At 35.1% G+C, this 14,290-nt stretch carries 15 protein-coding genes; 6 read left to right on the top strand and 9 right to left on the bottom strand.

Translation table 11 applies throughout. From position 1 onward, the window contains the following. Window position 1: 1 nt before the first annotated feature. From uvrB to BM260_RS12260, 3 genes are all read right to left on the bottom strand, one after another. Window positions 2–1,984 carry an excinuclease ABC subunit UvrB gene (uvrB, locus tag BM260_RS12270; protein WP_093537645.1) on the bottom strand — a complete coding sequence of 661 codons (1,983 nt, stop codon included), beginning with the start codon at window positions 1,982–1,984 and terminating at the stop codon, window positions 2–4. A gap of 464 nt (window positions 1,985–2,448) precedes the next feature. Continuing rightward, the gene (locus tag BM260_RS12265) at window positions 2,449–4,023 is read right to left on the bottom strand and encodes a M14 family zinc carboxypeptidase (protein ID WP_093537644.1); all 1,575 of its coding nucleotides are present in this window, start codon (window positions 4,021–4,023) and stop codon (window positions 2,449–2,451) included. Window positions 4,024–4,166: 143 nt separating this feature from the next. Beyond that, a complete protein-coding gene (locus BM260_RS12260; RefSeq protein WP_093537643.1) occupies window positions 4,167–4,403 on the bottom strand; it encodes an IDEAL domain-containing protein in 237 nt (78 codons plus the stop codon). A 178-nt stretch (window positions 4,404–4,581) separates the two neighbouring features. Here BM260_RS12260 and BM260_RS12255 point away from each other — a divergent pair, with 178 nt between their 5' ends. Then, a complete protein-coding gene (locus BM260_RS12255; RefSeq protein WP_175496285.1) occupies window positions 4,582–5,121 on the top strand; it encodes a competence protein ComK in 540 nt (179 codons plus the stop codon). On the opposite strand, the gene BM260_RS12250 is transcribed toward BM260_RS12255, so the two are convergent. Continuing rightward, window positions 5,118–5,483, bottom strand: a complete 366-nt coding sequence (locus BM260_RS12250) for a hypothetical protein (protein WP_093537641.1) — start codon at window positions 5,481–5,483, stop codon at window positions 5,118–5,120. The two genes, BM260_RS12255 and BM260_RS12250, sit on opposite strands and share 4 nt — an antisense overlap. Before the next feature lie 160 nt (window positions 5,484–5,643). Beyond that, a complete protein-coding gene (locus tag BM260_RS12245; protein ID WP_093537640.1) occupies window positions 5,644–6,873 on the bottom strand; it encodes an EAL and HDOD domain-containing protein in 1,230 nt (409 codons plus the stop codon). 156 nt (window positions 6,874–7,029) lie between these two features. Between BM260_RS12245 and BM260_RS12240 the strand changes: the two genes are divergently transcribed. Then, window positions 7,030–7,806, top strand: coding sequence for an enoyl-CoA hydratase-related protein (locus BM260_RS12240; RefSeq protein ID WP_093537639.1), 777 nt, complete (start codon window positions 7,030–7,032; stop codon window positions 7,804–7,806). A 76-nt stretch (window positions 7,807–7,882) separates the two neighbouring features. Here BM260_RS12240 and BM260_RS12235 read toward each other — a convergent pair whose 3' ends face one another. Then, window positions 7,883–8,203 (bottom strand): DUF378 domain-containing protein, encoded by a 321-nt coding sequence (locus BM260_RS12235; protein WP_093537638.1) that lies wholly within the window; start codon window positions 8,201–8,203, stop codon window positions 7,883–7,885. Between the two features lie 185 nt (window positions 8,204–8,388). Here BM260_RS12235 and BM260_RS12230 point away from each other — a divergent pair, with 185 nt between their 5' ends. Further along, on the top strand, window positions 8,389–8,943 hold the full coding sequence (locus BM260_RS12230) for a GNAT family N-acetyltransferase (RefSeq protein ID WP_093537637.1): 555 nt from the start codon (window positions 8,389–8,391) through the stop codon (window positions 8,941–8,943). Window positions 8,944–9,106: 163 nt separating this feature from the next. Then, on the top strand, window positions 9,107–9,553 hold the full coding sequence (locus BM260_RS12225) for a DUF4275 family protein (protein ID WP_093537636.1): 447 nt from the start codon (window positions 9,107–9,109) through the stop codon (window positions 9,551–9,553). A 400-nt stretch (window positions 9,554–9,953) separates the two neighbouring features. Here the strand turns inward: BM260_RS12225 and BM260_RS12220 are convergent, their stop codons facing one another. Together BM260_RS12220 and BM260_RS12215 are read right to left on the bottom strand one after the other, a co-directional pair. Next, window positions 9,954–10,835: a DMT family transporter gene (locus BM260_RS12220; protein WP_093537635.1), complete on the bottom strand. Its 882-nt coding sequence runs from the start codon at window positions 10,833–10,835 to the stop codon at window positions 9,954–9,956. A 104-nt stretch (window positions 10,836–10,939) separates the two neighbouring features. Continuing rightward, the gene (locus BM260_RS12215; RefSeq protein ID WP_093537634.1) at window positions 10,940–11,908 is read right to left on the bottom strand and encodes a DMT family transporter; all 969 of its coding nucleotides are present in this window, start codon (window positions 11,906–11,908) and stop codon (window positions 10,940–10,942) included. A gap of 132 nt (window positions 11,909–12,040) precedes the next feature. On the opposite strand from BM260_RS12215, the gene BM260_RS12210 reads away from it, so the two are divergent. Continuing rightward, the gene (locus BM260_RS12210; protein WP_093537633.1) at window positions 12,041–12,919 is read left to right on the top strand and encodes a LysR family transcriptional regulator; all 879 of its coding nucleotides are present in this window, start codon (window positions 12,041–12,043) and stop codon (window positions 12,917–12,919) included. A gap of 80 nt (window positions 12,920–12,999) precedes the next feature. Here the strand turns inward: BM260_RS12210 and BM260_RS12205 are convergent, their stop codons facing one another. Then, a complete protein-coding gene (locus BM260_RS12205) occupies window positions 13,000–13,839 on the bottom strand; it encodes a DUF2268 domain-containing protein (protein ID WP_093537632.1) in 840 nt (279 codons plus the stop codon). A gap of 145 nt (window positions 13,840–13,984) precedes the next feature. Between BM260_RS12205 and BM260_RS12200 the strand changes: the two genes are divergently transcribed. Then, window positions 13,985–14,242, top strand: a complete 258-nt coding sequence (locus tag BM260_RS12200; protein ID WP_093537631.1) for a hypothetical protein — start codon at window positions 13,985–13,987, stop codon at window positions 14,240–14,242. Window positions 14,243–14,290: the final 48 nt, after the last annotated feature.

Raw genomic sequence — 14,290 nt, 5'->3', positions numbered from 1 at the left:
ATCACCCTTCCAGCTTCAGTTCCAAAATAGCATCCCGTAATTCTGCAGCTCGTTCAAAATTAAGTGCTTTAGCTGCATCTTTCATTTCTTTCTCTAATTTGTTTAGAAGTGTTGCTTTTTCTTCTTTCGATAGTGGTTTTCCACTCATTAATCGTTGAGCATATGTTTCTTCCTCTTCCGCAACTTTTGTTGCACGGATAACATCGTTTATTTTCTTTTTAATTGTTATTGGTGTAATACCATGTTTTTCGTTATACTCCATTTGAATTGTCCGGCGACGTTGCGTTTCATCAATCGCTTTTCGCATGGAGTCCGTCATTTTGTCCGCATACATAATTACTTCCCCATTTGAGTTACGGGCGGCACGACCAATTGTTTGTATTAAAGAACGTTCAGAACGTAAAAATCCTTCTTTATCCGCATCTAATATAGCTACTAAAGAAACTTCCGGTATATCTATACCTTCTCGTAATAAGTTAATCCCTATTATTACATCGTACGTACCTAGACGGAGCTGTCGAATAATTTCTGTGCGTTCTAGAGTTTTTACTTCCGAATGTAAGTACTGAACCTTAATTCCTATTTCTTTTAAGTAATCGGTTAAATCCTCTGACATTTTTTTAGTTAGCGTGGTGATTATTACTCGCTCATTTTTGGCAGATCTCTCATGAATTTCATTGATCAAATCATCTATTTGCCCTTCAATAGGCTTGACAGTTATGACAGGATCTAAAAGTCCAGTTGGTCGGATAATTTGCTCTACCATTTCTGGTGTATGCTCCAACTCATAAGGACCTGGTGTTGCCGAAACAAATATAGCTTGGTTTATATGTTTTTCATATTCATTAAAAGTTAAAGGTCTGTTGTCTAGTGCAGATGGCAATCGAAAACCGTAATTTACAAGCACAGATTTTCTAGCTTGGTCACCATTATACATTCCTCTTACTTGAGGCAATGAAACGTGACTTTCATCTACTACGAGTAAAAAGTCTTTTGGAAAATAATCTAGTAATGTATATGGAACTGCTCCAGCCTCTCTTAAAGTTAAATGGCGGGAGTAGTTTTCTATGCCTGAACAAAAGCCCATTTCTTCCATCATTTCTAAATCATATCTTGTACGCTGCTCTAATCGTTGTGCTTCTAACAGCTTATCCTCGCTGCGTAAGTAAGCCAGCTGTTCTTCCAATTCTTTTTCAATATTAGCTATCGCTAGCTTCATCTTTTCTTCCCGAGTAACGAAATGGGATGCAGGAAAGATAGCAACATGATCTCGTTCTCCTAAAATTTCTCCCGTAAGTGCGTTAACTTCACGAATCCGATCAATCTCATCTCCGAAAAATTCTACACGAAGACATCTTTCATCACGTGAAGCGGGGAAAATTTCTACTACATCACCGCGAACACGAAACTTTCCACGTACGAAGTTTAAATCGTTTCGTTCATATTGAATGTCGACGAGTTTACGTAATAACTGATTGCGTTCAATTTCCATTCCCGTTCTTAGCGATACGACCATTTCATTATATTCTTCTGGATTCCCTAATCCGTAAATACAGGATACAGACGCAATAATAATAACGTCTTTTCTTTCGAATAAAGAAGAGGTTGCAGAATGGCGAAGCTTATCTATTTCCTCATTGACACTGGAGTCTTTTTCTATAAATGTATCGGTTGAAGGAACATACGCTTCTGGTTGAAAATAATCATAGTAACTTACAAAGTACTCAACCGCATTGTTAGGAAAAAACTCTTTAAATTCGTTATATAATTGACCTGCTAATGTTTTGTTATGTGCCATTACTAGCGTTGGTTTGTTTATCTGTTGGATAACATTTGAAATAGTATATGTTTTACCAGTACCTGTCGCACCTAGTAAGGTTTGATATCTTTTTCCTTCTTTAACACCCGCAACTAGTTCTTTTATCGCTTCGATTTGATCTCCCGCTGGCTCATACGGAGCTTGTAATTCGAATATTTGTTCCATACATAAGCCTCCCATTTTTTGAATAATTTCAGTTTAACATACTCTTTTTTTGTTTCCTAATAAAACGAACATACGTTTTTTAAATATAACAAAAGCCACTGTTTTCAGTGGCTTCAGACTGTGACAAACTCAATTTTAGGTATATAGAGTTGAATATTAAACTCGGCAAGGCCCACCACTTCGCTTTCCGTGGGCTTGGCTTCAGCCTCCTCGTCACTACGAAAACATATGCTCCTGCGGTTACTCGTCGCAAAGACATTGGTCAAACAAAGTTCGACCAATGTCTTTCCTGCGGGGTCTTCAGCTCAAGCTATTCCCACTGGAGTCTTCGTGGTGGACCTTGCCTTATAAACAGTTCCAATAGAGTATTCAATATCTTACTTTTAATAGGACAAATAAACATCCTTCGGAACATTTATTACTATTCCTAACCGTTTATAAAAATGCTTTTGTTATTTCTATGATTATCTTTTAGATGCTTCTTGCGCTAAATATAAGCCTACTTTGTTGTTCTGCCTCCAGATAGCATCCCACTTCGATAAAGGCACAGGAATATCTCCTACATACGGAGAAATTTCTAATGTGATACCTGGCATTTTCGTTTGTTGGATAAACCAATCAGCAGATGCCCCTGAACCCGGCAAATATTGAGGAGGCATTACTTTGTAGCCAGTGAGCTTTGATAATGTTTTTGCCAATGCTTGATCTCGCTTGGATTCTGCTTGCTTTTGATAGTTAAACCAGTACATAATTTGACCTGAAGAATGGTAAGAAATATACGTTTTAAATTTGTGTTTTTTGACGAAATCTCGAAATGCTTGTGACTCTGGTTCACTAAAAGCACTAGGTCCTTTATATGCCATATATGCAGGTTTCTTATGACCGCCGGTAATCTTATCCCAACCAGACGCAAAGTTATCATTTAAATCTACTCCACGAATATTGGATTTCCACCGATTAAAATTAGTACTTCCATTTATCTTTGTAGCAAGTGCCCCATTTTTTAAAGATTTTGGTCCGGATTGAACAAGTTTTACACCATCAGGATTCATCATGGGGATAAACCAAATAGCAGTTTGATCCAATGTCTCACGAACATTATATCCACCATAAACAGATTTGTTTTTGTAATGAATGCTGTATGTGTCAATCATTTCAACTACAACGTTTGTCGTCATATGCTCGCGAGCATGTAAAGAACCATCTAGTAGAACTTCCTTTTTGCCGTTTCCTATTTTCATCGCATACATAGGGGTACCTTCTACAGATTTACCTATTTGCTCGAGCTTTGTAAACTCTGGATATAATGTAGCAACTACTTGAAGTAAATAAGTCATTTCTTCATAAGTTAAAACTTTTTTCGGTTGCAATAAATCCATATGGACAAAATCATTCATATTTATCCTTGCCTCTTGTCCAAGAAAATAAATAACACCTTTACTCTTTTCTAATGCTATTAAATCCACAGATTGATTGGCGGAAAGAGTTGCTATTTGGATTAATTGTTTATTGTAAATAGGTACCTCATCACGATTATATAATTTCATTGGATATTTGGCTTTTTTGCTAGTATCTATTATAGGTTCCGTCGTAGGAATCGTACCTGCCAGTGGAATATAGTATACTTCTTTACCCACTTCTACTAAATGATAGACAGAAGCAGTTTTAGTACGAGTTAAAACTGCTTCTTTTAACAGAGTTCCTTTTTGCACTAGCTTTCCTTTTGTCATAATATAGTATGGGATTTGATCCTCCACTACTTTAAAACTCATTCGCTCTTGTTCAAACAAAGTGCTCGCTTGACTACTATGGATAAATCCTTGTACTCCATTGAAATCAATTTTATAATATCCTTCCTGTAAACCTGTTGTTTCGTATACATCAGCTTTTATACCATCTAATAATATAGAAGAATCAATGGAGGCATCCGATAGTACTTGATAGGTATCAAGGGTTTTAATATCCCATCTGTCTTCTGCTTGGCCAATAGTTGGTAGAATTAATAGTAAAAATAATGCTGTCAGCAAACAACGTTTCATTTATTGCATCCTCCTTCTTTAACACTTATAGTGGTAAATCTTTCAACTTCTCTTAGCTTAACGTACTATTTTGTCAAAAGAAATAGAATTTTGCGATATAAAAAAACCACTTCAATAGAAGTGGTTTTTTACGTTAGATTTGATTATTTAGGACTGTTTAGTTGATGAAGTGCAGTTGTATAATCCATAAATGCTGCCATGTCTTTCTGATCCAATGCCTCATCTATTAATGTTAATAGACGTTTACTACTTTGTTCCCGGTGGATTATGTTCAAAAACATATCAAGATATATTTCGTTTAACAAATTTTCAGCAGAGCTTTCCTTCCCTGCCTGGCCCATTGCTTTCAAGAAATCTGCATATGAATATTGTTTGTCCATCTCCATCACCCCGATGTCTTTTTTCTATTATATAAAAGCAACGAGCTACTTGCAATCATTTTTAGAAAATTAAGATTACATGGTTAATATGGAATATTCCGAAATTTCGGTATATATGCTTGCTTTACTTCCAATATTAACTATAATTGAGGTATATAATACAAAGGGGTGGATTTTTATGTCGAATAAAGCAGAAGAAAAATCTTATTTTATTTCATTTGAAACCGCTGTACTTCAACCTTTTATAGTGAATAATATGATATTTACGAAAGTAACTAACTTTTCAGGTGAATCCCATATTATAGGTAAAAAGCCTTTTGATATTGTTCGTCACTCTTGTTCTTTTTATGGCTCTTCGTTTCAGCATACAGTACGATTATCGAGAGATGCGATTGGAAATTATTTAAAGTTACCAATTCTTATAGCGCATGACTTCGGAAATCCATGTATTTTCTTACCAATACTCTCGCCAAAATCTGATTTAAATGTGTGGTTCTCTTTGAAGGCAATAGCAGGATTTTATCCGTCTGAGGAAGGTTGTGTCGTTGTTTTAACAAATGGTCAAAAAATAATCGTTCCTTCTTCTCCACAAACAATAAGTAGACAGGTTGGATTTGCTAATATACTAAATATGCATTTACTGAAACGGATGAGCTATTTAATAAACACTGGTTACACCACGCAAACTCCACGAATTCAAAAAGACACACAGTACTAACGAAGTTTTTCTACTACTGCCAAATATATAGATAGTAGTTCTTCAACTCTATTGCGGAGACGAACATTTAAGTAACGACGATGTTCTTCATAGCCACCATGAAAAAATACATACTCTGTGAACATATCATCTCCTTCTCCCCGAAGAACTTTCATACTGTGACGCTTCATGTACATATGCGTCTGCTTTAACTCTTTTTGTACTTGCTTTCCTGCTTCTTCTACTAAAACGATATACGGACGCTTCAATTTAAATGGAGCATTTTCAAAAATAGTCCGATCTTTTTCTAAAATAGTCAAGACCATTGGAAGATAAATCATGTTTTCAAGATATGGAATTGCCTCTTCCGGTATTAATGGCATAACTACTCCTCCTTCTCCTTTTAGGAACGTACGTTCTTATTATTAATTGTACTACTTTTATCGGAAAAAGCAACAAACGAGTTATTGGTATATAAATGAAACATTAGAAAGAACAATCACTAAAAAGAACAACTGCCATCTCTAAAAATGGCAGTTGTTCTTAAGCTACTATATCCATAGCCCACCTACGGGCTTCTAAATAATATTTGTTTAATGTAATATGATCAATACCCATAGCTCCAGCACCTGCGATCATAGCATTCCATCTAACTTCGTCGCATGCTACGGCAAGTTCTAAATAAGGAGTCATATCAGTATTTTCTCCTGCTAGCGTCTCTATTACCTCATCTGTGAGAGGAAGTTCTTGAAGCAAAAGAGTCATCTTTTGATGCAATAATGTATCTATTAAAGAAAACATTCCTACAAGAAAGTATTCAGAAGAGTTTCGTAATGAATGATTTTTGGCTAACAGCTCACAAAACTTCGCACGAAATAAGGATGCTTCAATTAGAGCCATGCCATCACCATTTGAATTTACGGTCGACTCTCTTAACATTAATACATATAACCAATGATTCAATTCTTCAAGGCCCAACATCACTACAGCTTGTTTAATGGAACGAATCTTAGATCTTTTTCTGGAGGTTGGAGAGTTAATAATTTTCAAAACTTTAAAGGAAAGCGACACATCACGCTCTATTTCCTCTGCTATTTGTTCAATAGAAGAAACTGGGTCACTAAGTAAGCTAATAATACGAAAATATTGTGCCATATTAGCAGGTACGTCTGTTCCTTTAATAATTTCAGGTTTAGCAAAAAAGTACCCTTGGAATAACCCGTATCCAGCTTCTTTTGCCTGATAAAATTCTTCACGCGTTTCTACTTTTTCAGCTAACAGGACAATATGAGGATAATTGTTCTTCACAATTTTTTCAATTACTTGTCTTTCAGAAGGTTTACTCAACATAAAATCTACTTTTATAAAATTAACTAAACTAAATAATTCATCATATAAGTTTATATTTTCATGTAATATAAAATCATCCAATGCAATTAAGAATCCAAGTTTTTTAATATATTTAAGCTTTTCAATTAAAGACGGCGTAATCGAAATATCCTCTAGAACTTCCACAACAACACGTTTAGGTGGAATCTTGTCAAATACTGTATTATCTAATAAGTTTTCTGTAAAGTTAATAAAGCATAATTTTTCTCCAACAAGGTTGTTTATACCAATCGTCAAAAATGAATGAGTTAATACCTCTAAAGTCGCAAAATCTCCGTCTGTAATAGGAAATACATTCGTACCACTATTACGATACAATAATTCAAAGGCAAAAATATGCTCATTTTTTGTAAAGATTGGTTGTCTTGCCACAAAAACATCCATACAAACTCCTCAAATCCTAAATATTCAATATGTCTATTGTAGCAAATATTTCCAAGGAAATCGATGTATTTTCTAATTATTACCTGTGGATGACAGAAAACTTGGAACATGATATGTTTGGTAATGGGGAAGAACGTCGAAAGGGGAGAAATAATAATGGAATCTATTCGTTATACACAACAGGGGAATATAGCATATGTCACGCTAAACAGACCAGACGCATTAAATGCATTTAACTATGAAATGCTACGTAAACTCGGAGATATTACAGAATCTATACGTATTAACCCTGATATTCGTGTTGTTATTTTCACGGGTGCAGGAGAAAAATCATTTAGTGTTGGTGCAGACTTAAAGGAACGAAAAACATTAACTGATCAACAAGTTAAACGGAATATATATAAAATTGGCGAAGTATTTACAGCGATTGAAAACCTTCCTCAACCCACTATAGCTATGCTAAATGGCTATGCTTTTGGTGGCGGAACAGAATTGGCGCTTGCCTGTGATTTTAGAATTGCTTCAGCTGATATTCTACTTGGCTTGACGGAGACAAGTTTAGCAATAATCCCAGGAGCTGGTGGAACTCAACGTCTGCCAAGGCTAATAGGAGAATCTAAAGCATTAGAATTGATATTAACTGCTAGACGACTAAAAGCAGATGAAGCGATGTCCTATGGATTAGTAACAAAGGTAACAACTCGAGAAGCTCTCCAAGAAGAAACAGAGGCATTTGCACAACTAATGCTTGCAAATGGACCAATTGCTTTGCAGCAAGCTAAATTCGCTGTAAAACATGGGATGAATGTTGATCTACAAACTGGCTTAAGTATTGAAAGAAAAGCATATGAAATTACAATACCTACAGAAGATCGATTAGAAGCATTACAAGCCTTCGGGGAAAAAAGAAAGCCGATTTTTAAGGGGAAATAAGTTTCCGCTTAAATAAATGCTTATTAAAAAAGGATAGATAATCTGCTTGAAGGTGCAGTTATCTATCCTTTCTTAGTTATTTATTTTTCTCATTCTCTTTTGAAGCTGCTTCATTTATATCCGTGAATTCTGGTTCCTCCCCGAATTCAGTTCCATATTGAAGGTTTCGAGAACTTTGTCTGCTTGTTCCGAACTCTTCTTCCTCGGACGTCCTAAATAAAAGTGGAATGCAGATTAAGCCGCTTATTCCTACTAATGCATAGATCACTCTAGAAAAAGCTGCAGTCTGACCTCCAAAAATAGAAGCAACTAAATCGAATTCGAAAAAGCCGATCAATCCCCAGTTAATTGCACCAATTATAACGAGGGCTAAAGCAAGCCGATGTATAAATCCCACTGATTAACTCCTCCTTCATTAGTTCTACGAATGATAGCGACGATATGGGATAACATATCGAAAACAACTAAGATTCGTTCTTATCTTTTACCAGAAATAACGATTCATACATGAAGAGAAATTGAAATATTAAAATATGTGAAAGTGTTTGCTTAAACTAAACTGCAGAAAGTTGCAGAAAGGAGATGTTTGTAATTAGAGGAAATCCAATAAAATTTAATATACGAAATTTGAGTTATGTAATAAGGTCAGCAAAAGAGGAGGATGCGAAAACTTTAGCTGAAGTGAGGTTGCAGATAGATGGCGAAACAGAAAATATGGATAGAGAAATGGGCGAAGCATACATAGATGAAGCTAGTTTTAAACAACTAATCATTGAAGACACCAAAAGTCCTTATAATCTATTTTTAGTTTGCGAAGCAAACGGTAAGGTTGTTGGCTTTTCAAGGTGTGAAGGAAGTCAGTTGAAAAGAATGTCTCATAAAGTTGCATTTGGCGTTTGTGTACTTAAGGATTTCTGGGGATACGGCATTGGTACAAACTTGTTAAAAGAAACAATTAAGTTCGCTGATACAAACGAAATTAAGAAAATTACTTTGAACGTACTGGAAACTAATCAAAAAGCCATCATGCTTTATAAAAAATATGGTTTTGAAGAAGAAGGAGTATTGAAGAAGGATAAGCTACTATCAGATGGGAATTATTATAATACCATAATCATGGGAAGATTTAATGAGTAAAGACAGACGCTTTTAACAACCAACGCATCCTTAGTGGAATAATAATAAGCACCTCTTCTTTCCAAGTTCAACTTAAGAGGCATAGATTGTTTGGTTCAAATTAGTGAAGACTTTTAGCTAGAACTTTTGAAACGAATGAACTTTTATATTTATGGAGGTATTTATGGATATAGTAAATCGGCTTAAAATAAAAAAAGTACAGGCGAGAGAAATACCAGGTTGGGGACCTTATATACGGCAGCAATGGGAAGATAGTTTTGCTGGACACCTTAGCTATAAAGAGAAGGAAGAAATTCATCTGTCTTATAACGGTTTTGCTCATGGCTACTTATGGCATATTTTTAGTTATGAAAAAAGAGATTGTTTAAAAGAAACGCAAGCCAATGAAGCATTTAATAATATATCAAAAAATACATGTTACGTATTCTATCAAAACTCTGATTACGCGTTGATCATAGAAAATGCAACATTTGTTACTGCCAGTGATTTTGTACAGAAAGATGACTATAATGAAGGTGATATCTTTGTCGTTGATAAGGATTTCACTTGGACATACGTTAATACACATGAAACAAGTTTAGGTCCATATTTTAGTAGAAAAAGGAAATAAATATTTCCTTATTTTAATAAAAACAGTTTAGTATTAAAGTGTTTTAAGAGGAGGTTTTGTAATGAAAAAAAGTAGCCAAGCCATTACTTGGGTTTTTATCGCTATTGTTATTGTTTTAATTTGGCTGCTTTTTACAAGATAGGTTTCTGGAGGTAATATCATGCTTTAGTAAAAAAGGACACTAAAGTAAAAAGACTGTGGAGAAAATTTTTTTCATTTTAAAAACCAATGTTGGGATAATGCAGGAACCCGAGTATGATTCATCTCTCATGAATGAATGCATACGTCTTCCATACAGTGTGGCCGCTGGAGTCAAAATAATACTATCTTGTGAATCGATTGTAAAACTACATATCTTCACAAAAAGCTCCAGCGAGATTCTATACCACAAACTGTAAAATCAGCCGACTGTTTTCATTTTATCCTTTTTCAAAAATCCCATTTTTGTTTCGGAAATTAGAATAGCTAACAAAATGAGAAATGCTCCAATAATCATTCTTCCTGTCATGATTTCACTCAAAATGATAATGGAAAAGACCATGCCCCAAAACGATTCAGTAGCTAATATAATGGCTGCCTTAGTTTCTGTAATATATTTTTGAGCCACTGTTTGCATGAGAAAAGCAATCGTTGTAGAAAAAATTCCTAAGTATAACAGATTCAGCACACCTTCAGATTCGACGGAAAAACTCGTTTCTCCTCTAAATAGTATGACGATACAACCAATAACTGCTGCAGTAACCATTTGGACAATCGTAAGCACAACAGGATCTTCCGTCTTAACAAACTTAGCCGTGTAAAAAATATGAAAAGCAAATCCTACCGCACAACCTAAGGTCAATACATCTCCCACATTGATGTCCGAAGATAATTTTAAAGATAGGACAGCAATACCAACAACAGCGAGAATAGCACCAGTTAGTTCGTACATATCTATTTTTCTTTTATATAAAAGAAATCCTATAAATGGAACGATAACAACATTCACGGCTGTTAAAAAAGCGTTTTTGGATGGTGTTGTAAATTGGAGTCCCACTGTTTGAAGAGCAAAAGCAATATATAAAAATAGCCCTAATAGCGCTCCTTTAATAAGCGTACTTTTGTTTAGCTTATTAAACTTTTTGAAAAATATAAGACTTAATATAACCCCTCCGATTAAAAACCTGCCAGCTAAAATCTGATACGGCGTATAATGTTCCAAAGCTACTGCACTTGCTACAAATCCACTACCCCAAATAATAGCGGTAAGTACTAATAATAATTCTCCCATATATTTAAACATTATTCCCACCAACCTTATTATACTAAAACTAGTATAGCGTAAATATTCACAAAAAAAGCGCCTTCTTCTACAATATTTTCATTGTAGTGAAAGTCGCTTTATAACTAGGAAATACTCTCTTGTAAACTTTGCTTTACTTGTTGACTCGTCTCTTTCTTTTGAATTAAACGGACAAAAATATTATTAGCAAGAAGAGCCAGAATGATAAAACCAACTCCTATAATTTCAAAGGAAGAGATATGGTTACCTTGAACACTTGAAATAACAAGTGTCGTAACAGGAACAAAGTTAATAAACAACAAAGCATTTAAAGGCGAAAGAATACTAACACCAATATTCCATCCAACTAAAGCAATAACTCCAGGAAAGACAATCATAAATAGCAGATGTGGACTAACTGTTTGAATAGTACCAAATGTCGGCACAGAGACGTATCCTACCATCGTTGCTATTGCTACAATGACAACTGCAGAAATCGTACCTAGTAAACAGCTTAATGTCGAATAACGAAGCACAGACCAGCCTCTAAACTTGTCTCCACCCATTGTATAAATAACCCAGCCAATAACCGCGATGAAAATCAATATAGATGGAATTATATTATTGGTAGCAGTCAAAAAGGAAGTGATATCACCTTTAGTAATAACAAGTATTGCTCCCACAAAAGAAACCACCACACATAAAATTGTAAATGAATAAGGACGGCGTCTATAAAATAGCCAAACGATTATAATTGAAATCATGGGCATTAACGATTCCATAATAGAAGCAACCATAACACCTGGTTCTCCTAGTAAGTCTTCACCCCAGAAAATAAGTAAGTTATAGACAGTAAAAGCCATTGTCCCAAAAAACCATAATAACCTTCCCTTTCCCTCCAATCGAAACGCCTTTGGTCCTTCCTTCCATAGTAAAAGTAAAACTAAAATTATGGAGACTGCTCCGTAGCGGAAAATAGTAAAGTAAAATGGATCAATATAAGTAAAAGCATGATGCGCTACCGGAAACATTGCTCCCCATGACACACTTGCGATAAAACATAATAAGGCACCTAAAAAAATATTATTTTTCATAAAATTTATTCTCCTTCTCGTATTCCCTTATCTATTAAACGTCATGATTACCTATCATGTAAAATGATTATTTTTGATGTTATGTATCATTTATTGTGATATCATGTAATTTTACAAAGGAGAGAATGCAAGGTGGAGTTAAAAGACTTAGAAATATTTCAACTTGTTGCACAAAAAGGAACAGTTACAGCAGTCGCAAAAGAACTGAGTTATGTTCAATCCAACATTACAGCACGTATTAAAAAATTAGAAGTAGAGCTAAATACACCATTATTTAACCGCCATAATAGAGGGATGAATTTAACACCTGAAGGAAAAAAGCTATTAGTATATTGTGAGCAAATTTTATCATTAACCAACGAAATGAAAAAGGTAGTGCAAAATAAAGAACACCCATCGGGAAAATTAGAAATTGGAACAGTCGAAACTGTTATAAAACTACCAACTATTTTATCTACATTTACTAAAAAGTATAAAGAGGTAGACCTTTCTCTCTTCTCAGGTGTCACAGAAAAACTGCAGGAGGAAGTATTGAATCATCGATTAGACGGAGCTTTTGTTACAGAAACTACTCCCCATCCAGAGCTTGTCTCCCATGATGTTTTTCAAGAAGAACTAGTATTAATATCGAATATAAATACTACAACTCTAGAACAACTGAAAAATGAACCCTTTTTATGTTTTAGCAAAGGCTGTGGATACAGAGCGAGATTAGAAGCTTGGTATAAAGATGAAAATATAGTTCCTAAAAAAGTAATGGAGTTTGGAACGTTAGAAACGATTTTAAGCAGTGTTGTCGCTGGCTTAGGCATCACTTTTATCCCAAGGTCAGCAGTGTCCCATTTAGAGGCCCGTGGACTGATCCACTGTCATTTATTGCCTACGAAATACAGTGAAATTAAAACCGTATTTATCAGACGTTCCAATACGTATTTAACAACTACAGTTGAAAGATTTATTGAAACTATTGATTTGAGTAATGGTGAATCCTCTGAGCTGCTACAATATTAGATAAAAATGAATTCCTTCCAAAAAAGCGTCATCTCTTGAAAGTCAGAGATGACGCTTTTTGTATAGGAAAGTATTCCAGTTTATATAGCAAAATCAGAGCCTGCTATAATTTCATCAGATGTCTTAAGCAGCAATTCCTTCATAACAAAAGGCCCACGTTTTTTATTGTACGTATACACAATTTGATAGCCAATATGATAGCCAATCCACTTCGGAAACGGCGTCTTATTTTGACCAAATAAGTAAAGCTGATGATTTTTAATACCCTTTATGTGCAAGCCAGGTACAAAATGCCTTTCCCACACTTCTTTCGCCTCTTCCAAACGATACATATTCGTCCAAGGAGCTATCCACTTTTTTCCGTACAACTGTTTTACCGCAAACTCGCCTAGCCCCTCAATAATCACTGAATCTGCTAAGGAGATGGCTGCAGGCGGAGAACTTAAAAATTTCAATCTACATACATGATTATACTCATGGGCTACTAATGCTTTAATCTCTTCTTTGTTAAGCTCAGGAGAGACGAAAAGAAAAAGTACATTTCGATAAGCGATCCCGTTTTTACGGGGAAAATCCTTTCTCCACTGTGCACTTTCTTTTTTTATCGGATAAATATAAATAGAAACCTTGGGACCTCCCCATAATTCTCGCAAATATTTATATTCTTGTTTCACAATATCCCAAACATGATTGAGTTCTAATTTTCGCACGGTTTTCTTTAAAGACTTCCATTCAGTCGGTTCAAATAAACCATTTTTTAAAAGTTCGTATTGTATGACCTCCGAATTTACCTCTGGGAAAAACTTCATAACTGAATCGCATATAATCTCTCGCTGTAAAGTCTCAGCCCCTCTCCCATGCTGTTCTTCGCATTTTTCAGCAAATGTAAAGAGTAAATTTCTCGTTTCTTTGACCGACATGAACCCTCTCCTTTTTGTCTTATAGCATATGTTTTTAATTTATTTTAGTTACCGTGTATAGACAAGTGTCTCTAGCAAGTCCACAGGACCAACATAAACTAACAGAACATACTTGTATGTAGTTTTAGGGAGAGGAGGACTATAGATGAATCAAAATGATATGTATAATCTCTGTTGTAGCTATCAGGGAAAACGTGTAAGAATTGTAGATAACCAAGGGCGAGTACATCGTGGAGAGGTTACAAGAGTTAATAGAAATATGGTATGGATTCGTCCTGATGAAAATCTTGGTGGTTACGGACTAGGATTTTTCGGCTTTGGAGGATACGGATCGGACTTTGGCTACGGTATTGCACTAGGTGCGATTACAGGCATCGTACTAGCTACTGCATTTTTTTGGTAGTAATGAAGAGAGGTTGCAGCCTCTCTTTATATATTGAAATTCCAACTA

The sequence above is a fragment of the Psychrobacillus psychrotolerans genome (assembly GCF_900115805.1).
GTDB classification, from domain to species: Bacteria; Bacillota; Bacilli; order Bacillales_A; family Planococcaceae; genus Psychrobacillus; species Psychrobacillus psychrotolerans.
The sequence above is the reverse complement of the archived record's forward strand: the minus strand, read 5'-3'. Positions and strand labels throughout refer to the sequence as shown.